Origin of the sequence: uncultured Roseovarius sp., from assembly GCF_947489715.1 — a bacterium.
Classification (GTDB): Bacteria; Pseudomonadota; Alphaproteobacteria; order Rhodobacterales; family Rhodobacteraceae; genus Roseovarius.
Genome location: NZ_CANLER010000001.1, coordinates 793564 through 814722, shown reverse-complemented (window position 1 = coordinate 814722; position 21159 = coordinate 793564). Strand labels below are relative to the sequence as shown.

Genomic DNA, 21159 nt, shown 5'->3' with positions numbered 1-21159 from the left:
TATAACTTCACCACGGATACGGCCAAGCATGATTAAAGCACAAGCGCCCCAAAAACACCGTCGGTTAGCAAAGGTTGGTCAGGTGCGCAGCAGAAGCATGTTGCGCTATTATTTGTGATGTAATCAATAGATAGCTTAGTCTTTAGCTAGGTAAATCAAATATTTGACGAACCAATATAGAGGGCTATTGCTGCGCCATTTTTTCTCGAAAACTCTTTATGCCGGGTTCTTGCCGCGCCAATCACCGCATCGTTCACCGATATTTTGGTCGATCATCAAGCCCGATTAGCTGCGCTTCGATTCCCTCGTTTGTTTGGCTGCCGGGATCTGTTTTTGTCAGTCGAGCGAGCTGTCTACCAGTTCTTGCGATTTGAGTCGCCGCCGCTGGGTTTGCTGCGCCAATTTCTGGGATCGCTTTTCTTTGCCGGAGGCTTTCTGCTGCCCGATTTTTTGTCATCACGACGCCAGCTTGATGTGGAGCTTTTGCTGCTTTTTGACCTGTAGGTGTCGCGCCTTCCAGGTGCGGGTTGGGAACGCTGGGGGGGACGGTAGACACCGGACCGAGGTTTGCGGGCAGGTGTTTTGCGGGGTGGGTCAAGAGTAATGCGGCCCGCATCACCGGCACTGATCAACGCGGCCAATTTGGCGACCAGATTCGCGCCTGCATCGGTCTTTCGTCTGATCTCGGCTGTCAACTTACGCACTTCAGCCGGGTTTTGGAGCAGTGTTTGGATCAGCGCTTCTTTACCACTCAGCAAGAGGGGCGACACACCTGCCAGACCTTGCATCGCGTCACGTACGACTGGAGGAGTTTCAAGGTACTCTGCTGCATGTGTAATCTGCCATTCAAGGTCTTCTGAGACGCCTGCATTAAAATGCAGCGCTTCGTAGGATGGGAAACTGCCACCCTCAATCGCTTCGGAAAGGGAATAGTTGCCTGTTGTCGCCATGAATGGCTCAGCAATATTCTGCAATGCGGCCATCAACGGGCGAGGCAGAAGGTTTGTGATCAGAACAGAGGAGTTTCCTGTTGATCGCTTGCTAACGCTGGGTTCCCGTGCCTTCACTTGCAGGTTTTTCCTCTCGGAGATGTACATGCCCGAAAAACTGCTTTCTTCAACATGAAAGGTGTCGGGGATCGCCTTGCCGCCAAAGACGCCGATGATGATGTAATGCCCACCAAGCGGTGCGACTGCGGTTGCAACACTTTGACACCAATGCGTAACTTCCTCGCTCTTGTTGGTGTAACCCAACAGAAACTTTGCCCCTTCGTTTTTTTTGCAGAGCTCCCATAGTTTCAAGGCGACGGGCAGGGGCTTTCCATCGGCTTTGGGAACCGCATAGCTTTCGACAAGCTCGAGAAAACTCGGCGCGTCGGGTTCCTGTGATGCGTTGTAGAACGCCCCCATCTCGCCGTGCCCCATGCCCAGAAAACCGTGGCGAACCTTGCCCGCATTGCTTGCGACATTGTCACCCGGTCCGGTGCACAACTGACCGCCTCGGAGAGAAAGAGTTCCATACTCGTACAGACGCAAGTTGAAGGGCATTTGCAGTTCAGCCAATGGTGTTTCGGTTGTTCCGCTATGCAGCTTGTTGAATTCGCGTTCGGTGACCGACTCGTAATCCGTCGCGCCGATTTCGGGGCGGTGATACGAATCTGACAATGGTCCTTCGACAATGACGTCCTGAGGCCTTGCCTCTTTATACATTTCCTGCGGAGTTTTTTCATGGGCTTTTCCAAAGGCCTGCGCTGAATCATGTGCAGCGGCGTCCTGTTTGACGGCAACGGCATGCAGGCCATACCCGCGCAACAGAGCAACGGTTCTTACGATAAAGGCGGTATCGCCCGAGCCCATTGCAGACCGGCCATAGACGTAGAAGACGCGATCTTCGCTTCGCAGAATCTCGAGATTGGCCTTGAGTGAACTTTCGGCACCAAGTGCAGAGATTTCATGTTGGGCCGCGGTTTTCACTTTCACTTTTGGATGCTGGTCACCAATACCACGCGTGTCTGCCGGAGGGCGATCTTGGAAGAATCTCTTCGTTTCATACCAGGGTTCTTTGATCGCATCTTGCAACGTGGCCAAGCTTTCTTCCAAATCATCGAGGGAAAAATCATCCGGAAAATCGTCTTGATCAATTTTATCGTAGAGGTCGCCAGCTCTTTCCATGATGTCAAAAAGTATTTGGGCAGATTCTTCCGCGATCTCCCGTCTGAAGATGCGCGAATGCACCAGGGCATCGTAAACCACGTCAGCTTCCTCAAGTACTTCCCGGATTTTCTTTTTCTCGCCTGCATTAAGCGTTCTATTGCGTTGAATTGGAGCGGTCGAGCCGGACAGACCGGAGATTGGCGAACGAATATCAGTAGTGAGTTTGGCCCCTGTATGAACCACGCGTTTAAGTCCGGCCAGAATTTCCGAATGCGCGCTTTGCCTTGCCGCACGTTGCAGTGTCGCAAAGCTGCTGGCTCCTGAATATTGGTAATTGCACCCTCCGTCTTTCTTTGAACCAGCATCCAAGCGAGCGCGATCAGATTGAGCAGACCCAGTTCGGCCGTCCGTCTTTGGCGCTGGTTTTCGGGATGCTTTTCTCATGTTTTCGGCTCGCTTGTTAGGCGGGATATAAAGCCCTCTTTCAGTTCATCTGAAGATTAAGGTCCTTGTTGACATCCACCGGTCCAATGAGGCCTTTGACGCCACCACGATCCGTGAACTGCCATAAATCCACTTCGAATCCTTGCGGCGCAACCGGTGTATCTGATTGGAGGTTGGATAGCGTGTAATCCGAAATCCAGAGCTTGTAGGTCTTTGCAAGATCATCACCTGACGCCCCCACACGTTGGGTCCACCAGGTCGTGTTTGTATAGATCAGGGGAGACTTCTTTGTGGTCTTTTCGACTGCGGCCAACCAGGCTTCGACCGTGCTGGCGATTGAACTGGCACTATGCGTCGCCCACCGGTCTGTTTGATGGCCGTCCGCGGCGGCAGTTGAAAAATCCCATTCGACATCAAGAACCGCAGGCAGATCAGCGTCGCCACCTTTTTCGACGCCTAACTTCTGGTAGGTGTTCAGAAAGTTGGTCACTTGTTCTTCTGCCGGATCCAGAGAGGACAGAAAATGGTAGGCACCAACTTTCAGGCCAGCGGCCTTGGCACCCGTCCAGTTCGCTTCAAATTTTGCATCGACGATATCCTTGCCTTGTGTGGCCTTGATGTAGACAAATTTCACACCGTCGGCGGCCATGTTCTGCCAGTTAATGTCGCCATTGAAATGCGACACGTCTATGCCGAAATTGCCGTCGCTGGCATCCGCCGGAAATTGGAAGCGCTGAGAAAGGGCGTTACCCGTAAAGCCATATGTACTGGCCGCGATCAATTTCCGATCAGATCGCGAGATTTCCCGGGATTTACCGTCTGTCGGGTCGACAGCGTAAAGCGCCGATCCCACCGCGGCAGACAAGACGAAAATGAATGCACCGAAATATTTAGAAAACATGACGTATTCCTTTCTGGGTACAGGTATGAATTTTTCTAAAACGCGTTCTGAGACCTCTTGCGAAGCAGGTATCTGCGAGGCGCCGCTCTTGGTGGCACGAACTCTTGACGAAACTGGTCAATGCCTAAATTTCAGCCGTTTGGTCCTCCGATTGATAATGCGTTTAATGGGATTTCACGATTATCCATCAAACGGTCAGGTAAATGGTCGACCACATTTCGGTGTCCGATCCAGTGGTTTGAACGCGGGTTGAATCCGCCGTGGGGTAAGGCAAGGGCAGGGGCAAAGGGGGTGGTCCGGCGGCGGCTGGTAAATGCAAGGTCATGGTGTGGTGCGGCGCGGGCGACGCATAAAGCGGCAGGAGTGTTTCAGATTCGATGATCCAGATATCGGGTCGCCCGCTGGGATCTGGAATCGCGTCGTTGAAATTAATGGCCTTGGGGGTAGCGGTGATCCGCGCCTGGCCAAGGTCACGGTCTTTTTTGAGGCTACGGATCACGTAGCGCCAACGGCTTTTCCGAGGCTTGAAGACAATGCCATAGGTCAACGGATCTTGCCCGTGCTGGGTGGGTTCGGCTGAGCCGAGGTCGATTTCAATCACCCCCCAATAGCCGGAAACCGCCCGATCCGTCAGGTAGAATTCCCGAAGTTGAGTTCCGTCGAGGTGTAAGCTGTACCGTCCATCCGGCACGGCGGCCAACGACAGATCAAGGGTTTTCTGTCCCTGAACCTTCACAGCAGATGTCCAGACAGGCACGCCCCCGCGCCAATCTATGAGTCTGAGGGTTTCACCCGAAATCGCAGTACTGAACGTATCGTGAAAAGACTTCGGATAGGTGGGCAACATGTTGGCCGATGCAGAGTGGATTTGTTGGGCCTGTTCCGTTTTCTCGCTGAGGAAGAAACAGTTGTTAACGGCATCGCCCGCCCAGTCCGGTTGAGTGACAATCCAGAAATCAGGATCGGTGGCTTCAAGCCAGAAAGACAGGATCATGCCACTGCCCTCTGCGCGCTTCGGGGTGCCACCGGATGGCGCGCTGGCATAGAGTTCGATCCCGTCAGGCATTGTCCGTAACCGGCAGCGTGTCTTCGCCAGGGTTTTTAACGTAGAATGGGTGGCGATCAGCTTGATCCCGGGCGTGTCCGATCCATAATAGCCATGGTCGATCTTCAGTTTGAGAAGCGGTGCAAGAGTGATCCCGATACCCATTCCTCACCCCTCGACGTCGGTTGCGGTGATAATGGGAACATCCGCGCCGATGAAGGCGTCATCGATAATCAGCATACGGGCTTTGTATACCACCGAAGGTCGATAGCGACCGCCCAGAACCGTCCACAGATTATGGCTGGCTTGTAGATCCAACTCGCGCCACTCGACTGAAAGTCGTTCAAGCGCATCGGGAAAATTCGGGTTCGATTGTGCGGTAAAAAGCGGCATTGCCTGAAAAAAAGCAATCGCTGATGACAGGACCTTGAGGCTGTCCGTGTAATTCTCTGGGAAATTGGCTGCGATCATGAAAACAAGGTTCAGATTGAGCGGTTGTGGGATGCGTTTGGCAACGTCACCGGTTTGACGGTACATTTTTGCGGTATTTGCAGCGATCGGTTCGCGCTCGACATTTACAAGCGTCACCACCAGTTTATTCTCAATCTCTTCCGCGCCGGTGCCGGAATTCTGGACGATATCTTCCAGCACTGCCAGATTCGGGCTGTCCGGAAATCGCGCACCAAGATAATTGTTCAATTCACCCAACAGGAACGTCATTGTCTGGTCGATCATTCGTTCACTCCCGCGATTTTTCCCATTTTCTGTAACTCGCGTGTGATACCGGTTCGAATTTCAGCACGACTGATGGTTTTTTGCTGATTGCGCAAGCGAGCCAGATAAGCATAGCGCGCAGCGTTTACAATTGCGCCACCAGAGAGCTCAAAACCTTTGGCGAGCTCCTCCAGATCAACGTCGGTTGCCAACAGGCTACGATCAGGAAATGCGGCCTTCCATAGCCGCAACCGTTCAGGCGGACGGGGTAATTCAAACCGGATCATTGATTGAAACCGGCGCGCGAAAGCAGAGTCGATGTTGCTTTTGAAGTTGCTGGCAAGAATGATGACACCGTCAAAGTCCTCGATCCGTTGAAGGATGTAAGAGACCTCCTGATTTGCATATCGGTCGTGGGATTGACTGACTTCAGTACGTTTACCAAAAAGTGCGTCAGCTTCGTCAAAAAAGAGAATCCAGTTCTGTCCCTCGGCCTGATCGAAGATTTGCGCCAGATTCTTTTCGGTTTCTCCAATCCACTTGGAAACGACCATCGACAGATCCACCCGGTACACATCGCGGTCCGTGCGCTGACCGAGAAGCGTAGCCGTGAGTGTTTTGCCGGTCCCTGGTGGTCCATGAAAGAGGCTGCGATAGCCCGGTTTGATCAGGCGACCAATACCGGCGTCGCGTTCTAGCACTTCGCCATGTTCGATCCAGGCGAGGATTTCGCCAACCTCGTGCCGCGTTCGGTCCGTGAGGATCAAATCCTCCCAAGTCATCTTTGTTGTCAGCCGTTTGGCCGGGAAATCTGCTTGGAAATCGGGGCGGTGGCGCGTTCCGGTCAGCATCAGGCTGAGGAAATTCTGAACAACCTGAAGCGGTTGGTGCTGCTTTGTCTCGCCGAAAAGGTTCAACGGCATCAAAAACCCGCCCGCAACAAGTCGGGAACCGTTCTGGAAGTATTCGAGTGCCGATAGCCGTTTTTCAAGCGCTCCCCCACCGATCAGAAATTGGGCCGTGCCAAGTGTGGGAACAAACGTACCGTCGCCATTCGGGCGCGCGGAAAATTCAGTGAATATGCGGTCAATATTTGGATTGCGAAATAGGAATGGATCCAGAACCTCGGCTCTTAAAGTCGGGGCCATTGCAAGGATCAGGATTAGACGATCAGTTTCACCCAACGCCCCCTGTTTTATGGCCTTGGCATAGTCTGACCTGTCTTTCTGAAGGGAAGGGGGCTTGGGCGCATCGGGCGGCTTTTCTTCGGATTGAAAATGCCGTGCAATCACTGTTTCGATCACTTTATCAAGCCAATCAAGCTCTCGCGTGAGGGTTTTGGAGGTGGCGTTCAAATCCATTCGACGTGCAGAGCCTCCTGCATCCAGGGCAGACGAATAATGGAAAACGGCCAGGGTACGTCGTTCAGCAACATGTCGAAAGGTCCTTTCACAACGCGCAAAATCATACCGCTTTCATCAGAGGAGGGTATGATTTGACCGTGGCGCATCAGAAATGTTTCGCGCAGAGCATCGGGTGTCGTATTTACAAATCCGGGCACCTGGGACGCCAAGTGCCGCAGAAGCTCAACAGCCAATTCGCTCTCCTCAGATTTGACCTCATAACCATGCGAGACTGGGGAGGTAACCGAAAGGTTCGCCAGCAATTTTGGCAGCATAAGTTCATGTTCGGGCAAATCAGAACGCCCGCTTGCAAGTAACCCAAAGAGATGCACGGCTCGGTCGGTATGTTCTTTCGGTAGCTGCCCGTTTTCGAGACAACCAAGGCGATCCAGGTAAGTTATCAAATAAGGATGGGTAAGAACCAAGCCAGACATTGGCGTGAAAATAGGGGCATTACTTGGAATGGCCGTTTCAGCGGTTTCTGACGCATCGGTGCTGTCCGATCCAATCGGATGCTCTGAAAAAACTGTTTGCTGAATTACGTCTAACAAAGCTTGGGGAAGAGACCCTGAATGGCTTGATACATACGGCCGAAGGTGACGTATCAGGGCGTCCCGGCTCAGATCAAGTCTTCGCGCGAGTGTGTCAAGAAAAGCTACTTCGTTTCCGTCGCTCAGCGGGTTCGTTTTCATCACTTCCAAAAGTAATTGGGAAAGATCGATGGGCTCAAGCGTAACGCCTGCTTTCCGAAGCAGGTGAACAATGTCACTGAGCAGTTGTTTGGATTTCATAATATCGGGCCATCCTGATGCGTCATCTTCAAGTTCCCGCGTCATGGGCTGTTGGAATGGAAATTCATGTTCAACAAGATATGGCTCGAGTTGTTCGGCAAGTTCATATCTTTCGGCAACGGCATCCAGAAATTTGCTTTCCGAACCTTTGATGGGTGGGTCAGTTTTGGCAACCTCAAACAATATCTGTTTGGCCTGTTCGGGATCGTCACTTACGCCTGAACGCAGGATGAGTTCAGCGAACTGAGTGAGGGTTCGATGGTGTTCACCAACTTTATTTTTCTCATCTGTATCGTTATTGAAAAGAACGGTGAATGCTTCTGGCAATTGCACTGTTTGAGCCAAGACGTGCGGCTTAAGCCTTTCGATCAGAGTATTTCGGTCAAGGTCATATCGGGCTGCGAGTGCATCAAGGAAGGTGGTTGCGTCACCTGTAATAGGCGAAGCGTTCGTCGCTAGGTCAGCAAGATCGCTGCTCGTTCGGGAAACATCATCGGTTATACCGCCTTTTACGACCAATTTCGCGATCCGAGTGAGTGTTTGTTGCTCTGAACTGGTTTTTGATAACGTTGACCTATCCGATTTGAATGCACGTATTAGCGGTGCCGACAGACCCATAAACTCCTCAGGCAGATGATCGTGGAGCTGTTTCACCATTTCAGCGAGACTTAGATTGAGCCGCTCAGCCACTGCACTTAGAAATGCTAACTCGTGACCGTCGGATAACGGCGTTGCCTGGGAGACACTGTCCAGTATCTTGTCAGCTTGCGTCAAATTTTCACAAAGGCGTGCACGAACCAGTAGCTGCGAAAACGAAGCAATATCCTCTGCCTTCTCAAGGTTTTCAAAACCCTGCAGTATTAGTAAGTTGAGTGGTTTCAGCGCGGTCGATTTCAATTCTCTCTGTGAATCGCTGATCTGTGGCATAAGATGTTCCACCAGCGTTTTCCGCGATAAATTAAGAACACCAGCCAGAGCGTCCAAAGCGGCGCTGGCGCTTTTTTCATTCGATTCAAACAACAGGTTTGTATCTGCAAGTATCTGTGCGACCGCGGTCGGCTTGAGCCTTAATCCAGCGCGTGCCAACAATTGCATAAGTTCTGCGGCTTCGCGGGACTCAACATCGTTCTTCGGCCTTTTTCGCGTTTCTTTGGGGGATGTTTTTGCCCTCGGGATCGCATGTCGCATTTCCTTCGAGGATTGCTTGCTATCCCAGGTGTCTTTACCCGGAATTTCAATTCCTTCTGGTCGTATCATAACCCCCGAAAAAGGTTCGGATGCCGTGTCATCCCCGTAGGTTTTATCACTTTTTCGTCCAAATTCTCGGCGGATACTCTCAAGGTTTTTTATGCTTTCGGGGAGGCGCTGCGCGAGGATTGACCAGAAATGGTTTAGCGAGTGTTGCGCAACATCCTGCTGCGTTTGTTCCCGCTTATTGAGAGTACGAAGCGTGTCAAGAAGTGCCCAAAAAACCTGAAAGCGTAGGGATGCGTCCTCAGGTTTGCTGGTTGCAACTTGGATAAGATCGAACTGTTCAGAAAAAGCCTTGCCCAAACGTTGACGCAAAACGCGATCAAGCTTTTTCATTGGAATAGTTTCGAGTATTTTGACGAGGCGGTGTTGTGCAATGCCAGAAACATGCGAACGCTCAATCACGTCATCGTGTTCAGCATCTTCTTCAACCAAAGCGTTTAGCAACCGGGTTGCCAGCACATCCTTAGATTCCATGCCGCCGAATCGGAGCGCTGTAACAAGTTCCTCGAAAGGTTTAACGCTTTCTTCCTGATCGTGTTTTTCAGCAGTGGAAATAGCGGGGGCGTCGATATCAAGCGATCCCATGATGTTGTATAGAACTTCGTATCGTTCGTCGATCTCACGCAGTTTCGCCGCAGCTGAATAGACTTGCGCCACGACGGAACGATGCAGTCCCCGAGTGATGTCTTGCAGCCATTGCGTTGCGTCGTCTTTGGGGTGGGCCAGGCCAGCCAGACTGGCGTCAATCACTTGCTCGAATACATCCGATCTGAGAGTTCGGGCAGTTTTTAGTAATGTGACGGCAAAACCGCCAATCGCCGGAAGACCTTTCAGATGCAAATCCTCAATCGAGCCAAATGTCAGATGATAGCGAAGCGCCGATCGGAAGCGCGCGTTGACAAGATTAGCCGTCAAGAGCGGAAGAATGAGGGTATCGGTCCTGACGATTGCGGCGATGTCTAATCGGGCTATCTCATCGGTCACTTGGCCTGATTTCAGAGCTTGCCATAAGGCTTTTTGTAAAGCCTCGGATTGGTGCCGCGCGTTTTGTTTCTTTTGGACCTGGACACCCTGTTCGGTCAGCAACGGCGGCGATTGGGTCTTCTGCGATAAGCTGCCTGCTTTATCGCGCGAAACGGTTTCACTTTGAACACTTGATGTCAGCAATTCCTGCAATGAGCTAAACGATCCGTTGGCCAATGTCCTTGCAGCGGCAATCAGGTCTTCACGGAGGTCTTTCGGCAATTGAAGCGCCATACGTTTTTGCACGTCCGGCATGTCGGTAACTTTTTCAAGAATTTTCACCACCCCGCGTGGGTCACGGGCCAACTCAGTCCGAAGCAAGGCGGCCAACCCCGGCGCGTCATTGTCAGGCAAATGTGGATATCGACCCAAGCTTAGGTAACTTTTTAAATCACGTTCTTGTTCGACCGTGGCTGGAAACATTGTGGCGCGTTGTGGTTTGAGGGCAAAGTCCCTCCCAGGGATTTGGGCTTGCAGGAGCGCTAGCGTGAGTGCTTCGCGTAGGCGCAATTCAAGCGTATCGTCGAAATCATCCGCTGGGATTTCGCCAAGATTCAATTCCAGCGTGTCAAGGATCAGATGACCGGAAAGGGCAGCGTCGTCCACGCTAAGATCGATCACAGGCTCAAGCCGGGAATAGGAAAAATCACTAAGACGATCTTGGACTTGTTTAGCGTCGCTGTCTTCATCAACATCGAATTCATAGACAACGCGACCGATTTGATGCGCTGCTGTCATTTCACACCCACGCTTTCACGCCGACGCTTGCGAGCGTTTTGGATACTGGCGCAATAGAGCCTGTGAATGTGATTGCGCAGTTTTTCCGAACGCTCAACAGCTTCCTGACGGGCAGCCGCAGAGGGAAACGCGGTTGCCCGAACGCCACGATGAATCTTCTGCCATTCTTTATAGTCAGTATCAAATGAGTCGATTTCATCCCGGTGGAGCCAAAGATGCACGCACGACAAGTGAGCCGGAATTTCGGCCGCAGCGATTTCGCTTACAAAAGCGCGACGATCTTCTGATGTTCCTTCAGTTCCCGGGCTGATGATCAGGCTGACGCCATGATTGTAGAAATCCAGAGGCAGATAGACGGGTTCAACGAAATCGCTGGGAACACGTTTGGTTTTTTGTGCCTCTTGGCAGATGCGCTGCATGTCAGCAATGCACGCTTTAGCCTCATCCATTGACCTAAAGTTTTCGAGAACGTCGACGCCCAAGCCAGCATTTTGTTCAATACGAACAGAGACCTGATAAGATCCCGGTGGATAGGCCGTGTAATGCGCCTGATCCGCTCCAAGGGTAACCAAAAGCTCCAACAGCGATGAGGTTTCCGATGCAAGTGGCTGAGGGTCCAAAATCCAATGCACTGAATAACCGTCCAGCGCCAGTCGAAAAGCCGTTAGCGGAGGAGGCGCCGTGACAGCAAAATCAACGCCGATCTGCTCAGCCCCGATGCCGCCTCCACGTGCCCCGTCGCGCAGCAAGATGTGTTCGATCAGATAAAGCGGTGCATCATGGCCTGATCGTAGCGCGATCCGTGTCTCGAGAGGACAAGAAGCCGAGTTAGAAAGGTCGATTCCCAGACCACGTTTGCCGCCGAGGTCTATGACATTTTCAAGGAGTTCTGCTTTGCGTTTCAATAACCATTGCTCAAACACATCCCGTGGCTGGTGTTCTTGATCGTAAAGACGTTTGAGCGAGGCGGTGTCAAATTGTTCGCCGAACCGCGCCAAAAGGTGGTCAAGCGCCCTGCCACGCCGTTCGGCTGGACGGTCGATATTCGTATAGATCGCCTCTAATCCGTCACAATACTGCTGGAACCATGTGCTGTTCTTCTTGTCTTTAGCGTTCGTGGGTTGGCCAAGGATTGGCGCCAAATTGGACGGATCGTCCGGATGTGCGCTCGGCCGCGTCAATGCCTGCCAGTTGTATGTCGGGCGTTCGGACGGTAAAGCGAACAGGTCCGCCGTAGCATCCAACTGGCTCAGGTGGTCGGCCATCATCTGTTCAAAAAATGTCAAATACCCCTTGAGCTGTCTAGCCCGTGCCCGACGCAGTGCCTGTTCCTGATGCTGGTTCCTGCCCCGCTCGGTGATCGGCACAGCACCCTCTGTTCCTTTTTCACCGATGCCATAGATTTCGGGAAAGATGTGTTGGATCGAACGATACCTGTTCAGATGCCGGTCATCCTTGCCCAAGGGTACTGTGGCATAGCTGGTATCCGACATGCGGCGCATTGCGTAACGAGTTTGCCATCGCCTTTTTTCTTCAAGATGGCGCAGGTTGAGCAGGACGCGGCCATAATCCAGCTTCATCGGCACACCATTTCGAAAAACCTGAATACCATTTAGGTCTGCAGGACGGCGCGAAAGGGTCGGCAGGGACGGTCCTTCGGGGCAGACGCGCGATCGAACGGTGCGCGTCATGAACTGACCAACAGTCACGACACCGGTAACATCCAGAATAGCGGCACGTGTTTTATTCAGGTCAAGTTGCGTGACGAGAGGCCGCAAGCTATCGTCACGGATCACGCCCAGATCAAGTTTGGGCCCCTGAAACAACTCGTCCGGGGGCATGCCAGCATAAAGTGCCTGATCTACATCTTCGATTTCAGGCGGAGGGTTAAGCGCATTATCGACGGCAAATAAGACCGCGGCGACGCAACTATTTGGGTTTTCGTCCGGCGCGATCGAAATTTCGAGGTCAAGCGCAAATAGCTCCTCCGGGACAAGCTCTACCTTTCGAAAATCAATGCCGATACCTCGGCTTGCTTCCAGAAGGCGCTGCACATCTTTCGTAATGGCCTGTTCATCGGGTCTGATCATTGCACCATGCTCTGACGCGACGGGCGGGAAAGCCTGTATAAATACGTCAAACAGACCGGATACCCCGTGTCGTTCGGTTACAGGTACTAACCAGACATCACGAACATCGGCCACTTGATCATAAATGAGTTTTCGATAGTCATTGCCGGTTGCCGGCGCTGTGGTGAATGCCCTGTCGCCTGTAAACAACGGCAGACGCTCTAGGGGAGTGCCAGTGGATGCGGCAGACGAAGCGATAATATCTGCAATAGGATGGTTTGTTCGGTACGCAATGTCGGTCAATGCAAAGACAAGGTTTTCCAGTATGGTGACACCCGGATCATGTTCATTGTAGTCAGTCCAGCTATCGCGACTCAGGGATTGAACATAGGCAATGCCTGACGCAAGCAATGCTTCAAAATCAAGCGTTTCTGGCGCTTTGGGGTCTTTGGTAATGATCTCCTGCTGGGTCATCAGGGTCTACCGCTGATTAGTTCCAAAGCTTAGTAATAGAGTAATAGATATTGCTGTCCTGTGGACCTGGTGCAAGGGTGGGTCCGCGCAATTGCAACGTCCATTGCCTGTCTCCGCTGAAGACTGAGCCACCGGTTTTTTTCCAACGCAGACAGACCGAACGGCGACGCAAATGATTGGCCCGGATCAAAAGGCGTAGAGCGTAGAGGACATTCACCACAAGTATCGCCAAAGGTAGATATAGATGGGTGAACTTGGTAGGATCGATACCAGTGATACCGAGACCCGCAAGCAATTTGCCCACATAGGTTACAAGCCAGTCACCAAAGGATCCAAGGCCAACTTCGATCTCGTTTTCAGCGGGCGTACCTGCTAGCAGAGCGGCCCCCAGAACCAGGATTAGAACAGCTGCTAGATATGCACCCAGAACGTTCCAGGTTGTCGCGGCATCGGGTTGCGCGGACACGGTTAATGACGGTTGACGGTTGGCTCCGGTGGCGACGATGGTTCCGTGGGTGATGGCGTTCTGTTCTTCGGAGATACCGATCAAGCCCCGAGCCATCGACATGATACCCAATGGAGCTAGGTAGGCAACACGTGCCGTGCCCGCGGTCACCTCGAAAACACAAGGATGGCCGGGCATGTTTACTATTGGATGCCAGCTACCATCGCTGGGCACATTTGGCATTCCGGCGACGTCAAGTTCGATCTTATAGCCCATGAAAGCCTTGGGATCGCTACAATCGCCGATCCGTCCGGTAAGGCTTGTCCATCCTCCTAGCTGAATATCAGCAAAACCCTGTGGTGCGGTTAACCCATCTGATCCGTCGCCGCGAAGGAGTTGCACCTGTGCATTATCGTTCACGGCGATACGCCAGGCCCGGTCGCCCGAACCCAGGGCAACCTCACCACGTGCTTTCCAATCCTCGAAAGTTTGGACATGCGCATCGAATTGATCCTGATGCACCATGGAATTGATCAGGTCAGCAAAATTTTCGCCCGAAGGCAGTTTGCCGTTGGAAAAATTTTCTATGAGTTCTGCACGTGTGGTGGTCATGGCTGATCCGATTTCATTTTGTCAGAAAGACAGCGTCCAGAGGATGCGGTCGGATTTCGAGTTCAGAGGAAGGTGGAATGGCATCAACCGGATCTGTGATGATCAGGTCGCGTCCGATACACAAACTGCCAATGCCTGTTGGTGCCACCTCATATGGCAGCTCGGAAGGTTCGTTGCGGTAAGCCTCGCGCTGTTTTGGATCTGACGCAACAAGGTCGCGACCAATGGTCAGATCGCCAATCCCGTCGCGCGGCGGCAGGAAAGAGATATCGTGATGTAACGCGGGCACAAAAACCGATGCCGGTGTCGCACCGCGCAGAAAAGCTGCACCGTTTTTTTGACGGGCTTGATGCGCGCGCGCACTATCCTTGATGCCAAATCGTCCAGTGTCGCCACCATTTGCACCGCGATTGCGGTAGCTGTGAACAAGTGACAGGCCCAGCACCCGTGAAATGCCCGGCATCTTTTCTATTGCGGCGGTGATGGTCGCAATCTCCAATTCGTTATGACCGATTGGCAGCGGTAGTGATGGTTCGAACATCCACGGAGCGATCAGCCGAAACAGGTTATTTTCAACTTGTGCCAGCGTCACCGCTGTACCGGCACCCAACGGCACCAGATGGGCCTGTACACGGATGTCCTCGTAAGCCGGGTTGCGAATATCGACCTGCCCAACCGTCAATGGGGTATGTGCTTCAAGCCATCGTGCGATTTTTGACCGCGTATGCAGGGCAACACGGGGGCACCTTTGAGTTCTGTCCTTGCTGCGTCGAGGACTGACAATCAGTTCAACCCTACCAGCGTCCAGATGCCGACATTTCACATCGCCCAGGTCCGGGAACGCCTCAAGCACCATACGAGCATAATCCATCTGACGGATTGCGCGCATTTTGTGGCCTAACCTCTCGGATAATCGTGTCCGGTGCATGGTAGTTGTCTCGCGGGAGCGCCCACCCTCAGTTGCCAAGGGTTGAGTGATTTTTGCAACGGCGGGCCGGGCCGAGAAAAAACGCTTGATCGATCCCGCTGGTAATAACGCTGGCGTTATCACCGTGGGTGCAAGAGGACGGCGGCGCACGCTCACAGCTTGCGTTTTAATGTCGATGACCTTGCCAAAACGTGCGCGATCTCCCTGATATCCGATCGATATCCAGGCAAGTGGATTATCCGAGTACCGGTTGGTCACTTCCATGTCGGCAGGCAGAGCGATTTCGACAATCCCATGGGTCGTGAGTTCTTCGGTGCCGTCCGCGATGATCGCGATGTCGGGTAAAATACGCCAACCCGTGTTGGAAAAGTAACTCCAATAAAGGCCAGGTCGCGGCGCGACATTGTCATGCGTCCAATTGGATGCGCGCGAATCGCGGATATTGAAAAAAAGCGTCAATGGCTCGGGCGGGTTTGCCCGATCAAGACCTATCATTAGACGGCCATCTGCATTCAAGTCACTTTGAATAAATTGGCCGTCCTCGACTTCCGAAATCTCACCGAAAGCGCCAAGGCTGAGCAGCGTAACCGATTGATTGCTTCCCGGAAGCTGGGCGGTAGTTGTTGCCGTGTAAGAAATCGTCAGGCCGCTCAACATCGGCTGTAGGGGTGGATTAGGGATCGCCGCATCACCATCTGGGACCGCTGCTTTAGGTGGTTTGATTTTCGGCGGCTTCATTTTAGCTTTTTTGGGTTTCTTCAACGTGGGAAGTTTACCAAGCAAGCCAATTGTCTTTTTGATTGTTCCTTCGGCATTTGAAATTGCTGCCTTGGCGACCAATCGCGGGAAAATCTGTGTGCCGAATCCCATTTCTGGACTGGTCAACACTATGCGAAAGTTACTTAAAGCGGCATCTTTGGCCGCTTTCTGGTGACCGGATCCGGTTTGGGCGTCGCCCGGAAGGGTTGGTACACGCAATTCACCGATTGCAATGGCTTCATTTGTAGCCATTGGAAACAACGTCGCATCGGACCCTGGTACGGGATCACCTGGTCCCATAACCTTCAACGGCCACCAGGTTTGATCATCGCCTTTCGAAAGGGAAGCTCTAAAACTGTCATTTGCGATGTCAGCCCCGTATCCGGCGTAGTGACTGGCAAGGTCGGCAGGTGGCGTTGGCAACCCTGTCCATGCCATTCTGACTCCGAGGGAATGGATTTCCTTGTCTGCCAGTTCTGACGCGTGAATGGTCATGTGTGCACCGGGCAGGGGGGCAGGGCCAAAAGGTGCGAAGGGTTTGCCGGGTTTTACCGGCGCACCATTTGCGGTGACCTTAACCTTGTTCAAGCCTTCGACCTTCACCGAAATGCCTGCGCGAATGAGCCGGGCTTTGTGAAATGCGGAATAGGCATAGGCGCGAGCTTTGGGATCAAGCTCAATCTTCAGAAGTGGTTGGTTATGGATAGCAGTCCAGGCAGTTATCGGTGGATCCTGCTCGGACAGGGTAAACCTGAGAGCAAGATTATTGTTGGCAGAGTCCGAGGGATCAATGACAAAATCTGTGATCGCGTGAAACCCGGTGGCAGAAGTAAGCGAAAGGCGAAAGGCGTCATTTAGAAAACGGCGGAACCTTCTTTCGGATAATTGCCCCTCGTAGCGCCGATTGACAGCATCGCGATACCGGATAAGCGCTTCGTTCAGGGTAATCCGGCACTGGTCATCAAAACAAAGCTTCACTTCGATTGAACGTTGGCCGCCAGTAAGGTTGAAAACAGGGGATGCAAGTGCCAACCCGATCAAAGCAGCATCAGGTTTTTCGGGTCCAAATGGGCTCCAGCCGATACTGGGGTCAGGTAACGGCGCGCCCTTACCATCTGCTGAATTCGCTACGGGGTAAACTGACGCCCCCTCGACAAAAGGAGTGCCGTTTCTATCGCGCCAATCAGGATCACGATCGATCGCGACGGCCTTAAAGGCAAGAGCACGGGCAGAAGTCACCACGAGAGGACGTTCCGTTTCGAAAATAGCTGCGTCCGGTCCCGAACCGCTGCCTGCAACAAGCGCGGTGCCTGCGGACAAATTCTCAGGAAGCGCGCCAGGAGCGAGTTCAAATATGATATGGGCGTGATCTGGTTGGGCTTCGCGTGGATTACTGCGCAAAACTTTGCGGAAATAAAATTCTAGATGTCTATCTGTGATCTTGTTGAGCTCGATTTGAGATTTCTGAAGCAAACGCACGAAAGCAAGAAAAAGCCCCACATGCGCTTCATGGTCATTTTTGTCGGCAAGCGAAAGTTCAAGATATTGCTCAGCGGCATTTCCGATTTGTGCTGTGACGCGGCTTAAGGTGCTAAAGACTGTGGCGTAAGGGTAATGATCCACGCGCGTATTGGCCTGCCAGCAATTTGGCACACTGACATCGCGTTTGCGGATTTTATCCATCAGCAGAGATGGTATCAGCCCTTTCAGATCACTCTCTTGCGGTTGATCAAGTGTGGAAAAAAGCGCTGCTTCCAAACTATCTTCTGGGGCAAAAACGGCTAGATCCTGTGCGCGCTGATGCCAGCTCCAAAGACGTGTGGCGTGACTGATTATCAGTGGCTCCAACTGTGCATCTTCTAATCGGCTTGCACGAAACTCTGCACGAACATTGACCGACGCGATCTGAGCGAGAAGGAACGTTATGTCCTCTCGAAAAAACGCCTCCCATGCGCCGATGCAATCGGCAGATTTCGATGGGTGATGCGCTTGGTCATTTTCATCGAAATAAGTAAGCAACCGGGAAAGTTCCGTTGCGGTGTTGATCAGATCGGCAAGGTTGCGTTCGTCAGGTCGAAAATAATCTGTATCAAGCGCCCGCAGCGCACGTGTGCTTTGCGTTAAATGGCCATTGTCGGCGGTATGGGGCCGTTTGTGGTCCATAATCCAATCACGGTCGCACTCTAGCGCGCCCGGATATTTGTGCCCTCCTTGAAATACATCGGATAAACAATATTGCTGCGCGAGTTGATCGCCGGAATTCGATATTCAATCCTGATATTGAGAACACCATTCTCCACCTCACTGGTATCGAGTGAGATCGACGTGAGTTTGATCCGCGGCTCAAAAAAGAGGATTGCATGTTCCATCTGGCTGCGCAGATCGCCAAGCTGGGTCTCGTCTGTCGGATCAAAAACATGTTCTTCAATACCGACGCCATAATCGGGTTTCAGAATTCTCTCGCCTCGAAAGGTTGAAAACAGAATCTGGAGACTTTCATGGATGTCTGCATCGCCCGCGATCATGCCCGTACTGCCCGGCCCGGTCGCACTGCCACTCGCGTCCAGTTGCACGTTGAATTCAGGTGGAAACCTCCATCCCTGTCCCAGGAATTTTGGGGAAGGATCTGACATTACCACTTATCCCCCAACGATCACGGTCGGTGCGCCTGCCACGATAACCCCGCCATGCGCAGTTGTATCGCCGATCCGCGCCGCCGGACGCCTCGAGATCATAACGGTGGCAGACCCTTTGATGATTGAATCCGGTGGGCCGACGCAAGTTGCCATATCGCCCAGCACTGACGCGGGAAACTTTTCGATCAGAACGTTGGGAACACCCGGACCGACGATTGGACCGCCTACATGGGGCACAGGCGGCAGTCCGGGGGTCACCATCGGACAAGTATGCATATCAGTTAATCTTGCAGCTGGCGGCATGCGATATCCCTCCTTAATTGATCATGACCATGGAGCCCTGAACGCTGGTCTCGCCCGAAGACGATAGTTCAGCCGTGGCGTTGCCCTGCGCGGTGAACCCGATATCTGCGTTCACGCTGACATTCGAACCCTTGACGCTAACATCTGCGGGTGAAGAAACGTCAACACCACTTGTCCCTTTGATCGCAACCGAACCATCTGCAGTGATCGTGATGTCTTTGGGTGATGTCATGGTGATCCCGCCTTCGGCCATTTCCAGCTTGTTGGCATTTGAATCGGTAACCGTGACTGATTTGCCCTCGTCACTCATGACAATTGAATGGCCGCCGGGGGTTTCTACGGTGATTATCTTTTTGTCATCATCAAAACTTACCTTGTGCTGGGCACGGGTAACGATTGTCTTGATAGTATTTTCAGCATCCGGCTCGATTGGGGCAGGGCGGGAACTTGAATGCAATGAGCCCAACATGATTGCCGCGTCCGGGTCACCGTTTAAGAACCCCAGAACAACTTCATCTCCGATTTCAGGGAGAAACTCTATACCTGCGTTTTTCGTCGCATAAGGGCTGACAATACGGACCCAAATCCCCTGATTGCCATCTGTGCGCAGGGGAAGAGAGACCTTTATGCGCCTTTCCCCTTCGGGATCTTCATCTGTTTTTAGAACGACCGCTATTTCAAGACCCGAAGCTCCAGGCCTTAGGCTTGCTGCCGGGGCAGGGCTGACATCGCGATTGATATCCGTAAACCAACTTGATGACAGACCGAACTGAAGTTCAGAGCTCCAATCTCCGTCAGCTAGTTGATGACGCACGCCTGTGATATAGGCATCGCCGTCAAATTTCTTGCCCAAGCCAGCAAGGTTAATCTGAGTGCCGATTGCCAGTCCTGCATTACCCGGCGTGGTGATCCGGCCTCGAATGCGTGACAACCGGGATTTCAAAAGTCGCGCACTGGCCCAACTTGTTAGCGCCTCTGATGTTTGAGGTCCCTGACTGAGCAAAACTGAAGTACCCAGTGAAAGCACTTCAGAGAGCTTCTTGCCGCTCAGATTGCCCTGAGCATTCGTATTAGGCTCTGTCGAATTGCCCGAAATGACAGCTTGGGTTTTAGGATCCCACGCTTCTGTCTTGACGTCACTCAACTGATCTGTCGCATCAAGCGAAAGATCCACGTCCACTATTGTTGACCCGTATTCCGCAGTGAACACAGGACTATCGAATTTGGGGGGCGCCACCGACACTTTACCGTTCTGGGCCATTACCAACTGGCCGTTCACCTCAGCTCGCGCCAAGATAAAGTCCCAATCTGTTGCATGGGTGCGACCTTGTTGGGGTAAGGTAGCACTAGTCGAAGAAACGCTCGCCTCAAGACCTGCATCACTCAGGATCTTCTGGATGACATCACTATCAGACATTTCGTAATACTGTGCGGCGTTGCGCGTTATCGTCAGTTTGACTGCCTTGTCCCGACACAAGACGCGTAAATTCGACCGTCCCGAGGTATCTACGCGCAAGCTTTGGCCAGTTATGATGCCTTTGAAAACCGTCTGGTTCTTGACGTGATATCCCGCTTTGATTTCGATCTCAGCACCGGGTTCGAAATCACTGCTTGAGCTGGCTGCAAAATCCGTTTCGACCCGGCTTCCATCCGCGATGTTAACAACCGCATTTGCGACGCGGTTTATGGCGTGCTCGGTTTCGATGGCGCTGACAAGATACGTATCGGGGATACGCGTCCCGTTCACGCTCACTTCGACGGTGACAAGATCAGCGTCGGGTTTCCAAACGCTTTCAGGCATCCGCCGTCTCCTCGTAGGGTGGGAAACGAACAGACTGGCCGGCGGTCAGATGAACCAGATCATTAAGGTCATTCGCGCGCGCGACCTCAACGTATAAATCTGGCCTGTCATAGACCCGGTAGGCCATCAGCGGTAATGTCATTCCGGTCGTTGCAATGTCGAAATGTGTCAGATCTGCTGATTTCTTGTCCGCTCTCCGCGTAAGGTCTTCTGGTGTTTGATGTTGGCGGAAACCCACGGAAAGCTTGGCGCGCAAGGGTTTGCCGGTGGGTGCGAAAAGCTGGTAGGCGATATTGAGACGTGTCAACATACATTTGAACGCCAGCCCGCCCCATATGATTTTGAGGTAGTTGGGGCTGTGGATTTTCCCCTGAAATGTATAGGCGATATTGCGGAACTTTTCTATTTCAGACGCTACGCTTTTTGCGCCGGGCACAACGCCCGTCGTGTCGATCACAAAGTCAAAAGACATTTCCTGCGGTTTTTGGGTATGGAACTTCAGGATCGTGCCGGCCGCGTCACTTCCCTTGGCCGGAGAAAAGCTGGAGCTGTGGCTATGGGTCACCGTCTTAGGGTTGATTTGAAGCGTATAGTCACCGGTTTTCGAACGGAGCTCGTTATCGGAATAGGCTATAATTTTTAGCTTAGACAGCATGGTTTACGGCC

The 21159-nt window shown here is 52.5% G+C and carries 13 protein-coding genes; all 13 read right to left on the bottom strand.

From position 1 onward, the window contains the following. Positions 1-353 precede the first annotated feature (353 nt). Positions 354-2597: a hypothetical protein gene (locus Q1B27_RS04015; RefSeq protein ID WP_299843950.1), complete on the bottom strand. Its 2244-nt coding sequence runs from the start codon at positions 2595-2597 to the stop codon at positions 354-356. Positions 2598-2637: 40 nt separating this feature from the next. After that, complete coding sequence (locus Q1B27_RS04010; RefSeq protein ID WP_299843947.1) at positions 2638-3498, bottom strand: GH25 family lysozyme; 861 nt, start codon at positions 3496-3498, stop codon at positions 2638-2640. Positions 3499-3685: 187 nt separating this feature from the next. Next, positions 3686-4708, bottom strand: coding sequence for a hypothetical protein (locus tag Q1B27_RS04005; RefSeq protein WP_299843945.1), 1023 nt, complete (start codon positions 4706-4708; stop codon positions 3686-3688). A gap of 3 nt (positions 4709-4711) precedes the next feature. Next, positions 4712-5278 (bottom strand): DUF4255 domain-containing protein, encoded by a 567-nt coding sequence (locus Q1B27_RS04000; RefSeq protein ID WP_299843942.1) that lies wholly within the window; start codon positions 5276-5278, stop codon positions 4712-4714. Further along, positions 5275-6108: an ATP-binding protein gene (locus tag Q1B27_RS03995; RefSeq protein ID WP_299843939.1), complete on the bottom strand. Its 834-nt coding sequence runs from the start codon at positions 6106-6108 to the stop codon at positions 5275-5277. The genes Q1B27_RS04000 and Q1B27_RS03995 overlap by 4 nt, the downstream gene beginning before the upstream one ends. A 500-nt stretch (positions 6109-6608) precedes the next feature. Beyond that, the gene (locus tag Q1B27_RS03990) at positions 6609-10466 is read right to left on the bottom strand and encodes a contractile injection system tape measure protein (protein WP_299843936.1); all 3858 of its coding nucleotides are present in this window, start codon (positions 10464-10466) and stop codon (positions 6609-6611) included. Next, on the bottom strand, positions 10463-13009 hold the full coding sequence (locus Q1B27_RS03985) for a hypothetical protein (RefSeq protein WP_299843933.1): 2547 nt from the start codon (positions 13007-13009) through the stop codon (positions 10463-10465). Before Q1B27_RS03985 ends, Q1B27_RS03990 begins: the two co-directional genes overlap by 4 nt. 16 nt (positions 13010-13025) lie before the next feature. After that, a complete protein-coding gene (locus Q1B27_RS03980) occupies positions 13026-14066 on the bottom strand; it encodes a hypothetical protein (RefSeq protein WP_299843930.1) in 1041 nt (346 codons plus the stop codon). 13 nt (positions 14067-14079) lie between these two features. Beyond that, positions 14080-17916: a hypothetical protein gene (locus Q1B27_RS03975; RefSeq protein WP_299843927.1), complete on the bottom strand. Its 3837-nt coding sequence runs from the start codon at positions 17914-17916 to the stop codon at positions 14080-14082. 20 nt (positions 17917-17936) lie between these two features. Then, on the bottom strand, positions 17937-18386 hold the full coding sequence (locus Q1B27_RS03970; RefSeq protein ID WP_299843924.1) for a GPW/gp25 family protein: 450 nt from the start codon (positions 18384-18386) through the stop codon (positions 17937-17939). Between the two features lie 6 nt (positions 18387-18392). Continuing rightward, on the bottom strand, positions 18393-18692 hold the full coding sequence (locus tag Q1B27_RS03965) for a PAAR domain-containing protein (RefSeq protein ID WP_299843921.1): 300 nt from the start codon (positions 18690-18692) through the stop codon (positions 18393-18395). A 13-nt stretch (positions 18693-18705) separates the two neighbouring features. Next, positions 18706-20493: a type VI secretion system tip protein VgrG gene (vgrG, locus tag Q1B27_RS03960; protein WP_299843918.1), complete on the bottom strand. Its 1788-nt coding sequence runs from the start codon at positions 20491-20493 to the stop codon at positions 18706-18708. After that, positions 20486-21148: a hypothetical protein gene (locus Q1B27_RS03955; RefSeq protein WP_299843915.1), complete on the bottom strand. Its 663-nt coding sequence runs from the start codon at positions 21146-21148 to the stop codon at positions 20486-20488. Before Q1B27_RS03955 ends, vgrG begins: the two co-directional genes overlap by 8 nt. Positions 21149-21159: the final 11 nt, after the last annotated feature.

What these genes read in the sequence shown, in the direction of transcription:
- Q1B27_RS04015 (WP_299843950.1), bottom strand. Translation starts at nt 2,597, where the DNA reads ATGAGAAAAGCATCCCGAAAACCAGCGCCAAAGACGGACGGCCGAACT.
- Q1B27_RS04010 (WP_299843947.1), bottom strand. Translation starts at nt 3,498, where the DNA reads ATGTTTTCTAAATATTTCGGTGCATTCATTTTCGTCTTGTCTGCCGCG.
- Q1B27_RS04005 (WP_299843945.1), bottom strand. Translation starts at nt 4,708, where the DNA reads ATGGGTATCGGGATCACTCTTGCACCGCTTCTCAAACTGAAGATCGAC.
- Q1B27_RS04000 (WP_299843942.1), bottom strand. Translation starts at nt 5,278, where the DNA reads ATGATCGACCAGACAATGACGTTCCTGTTGGGTGAATTGAACAATTAT.
- Q1B27_RS03995 (WP_299843939.1), bottom strand. Translation starts at nt 6,108, where the DNA reads ATGCTGACCGGAACGCGCCACCGCCCCGATTTCCAAGCAGATTTCCCG.
- Q1B27_RS03990 (WP_299843936.1), bottom strand. Translation starts at nt 10,466, where the DNA reads ATGACAGCAGCGCATCAAATCGGTCGCGTTGTCTATGAATTCGATGTT.
- Q1B27_RS03985 (WP_299843933.1), bottom strand. Translation starts at nt 13,009, where the DNA reads ATGACCCAGCAGGAGATCATTACCAAAGACCCCAAAGCGCCAGAAACG.
- Q1B27_RS03980 (WP_299843930.1), bottom strand. Translation starts at nt 14,066, where the DNA reads ATGACCACCACACGTGCAGAACTCATAGAAAATTTTTCCAACGGCAAA.
- Q1B27_RS03975 (WP_299843927.1), bottom strand. Translation starts at nt 17,916, where the DNA reads ATGGACCACAAACGGCCCCATACCGCCGACAATGGCCATTTAACGCAA.
- Q1B27_RS03970 (WP_299843924.1), bottom strand. Translation starts at nt 18,386, where the DNA reads ATGTCAGATCCTTCCCCAAAATTCCTGGGACAGGGATGGAGGTTTCCA.
- Q1B27_RS03965 (WP_299843921.1), bottom strand. Translation starts at nt 18,692, where the DNA reads ATGCCGCCAGCTGCAAGATTAACTGATATGCATACTTGTCCGATGGTG.
- vgrG (WP_299843918.1), bottom strand. Translation starts at nt 20,493, where the DNA reads ATGCCTGAAAGCGTTTGGAAACCCGACGCTGATCTTGTCACCGTCGAA.
- Q1B27_RS03955 (WP_299843915.1), bottom strand. Translation starts at nt 21,148, where the DNA reads ATGCTGTCTAAGCTAAAAATTATAGCCTATTCCGATAACGAGCTCCGT.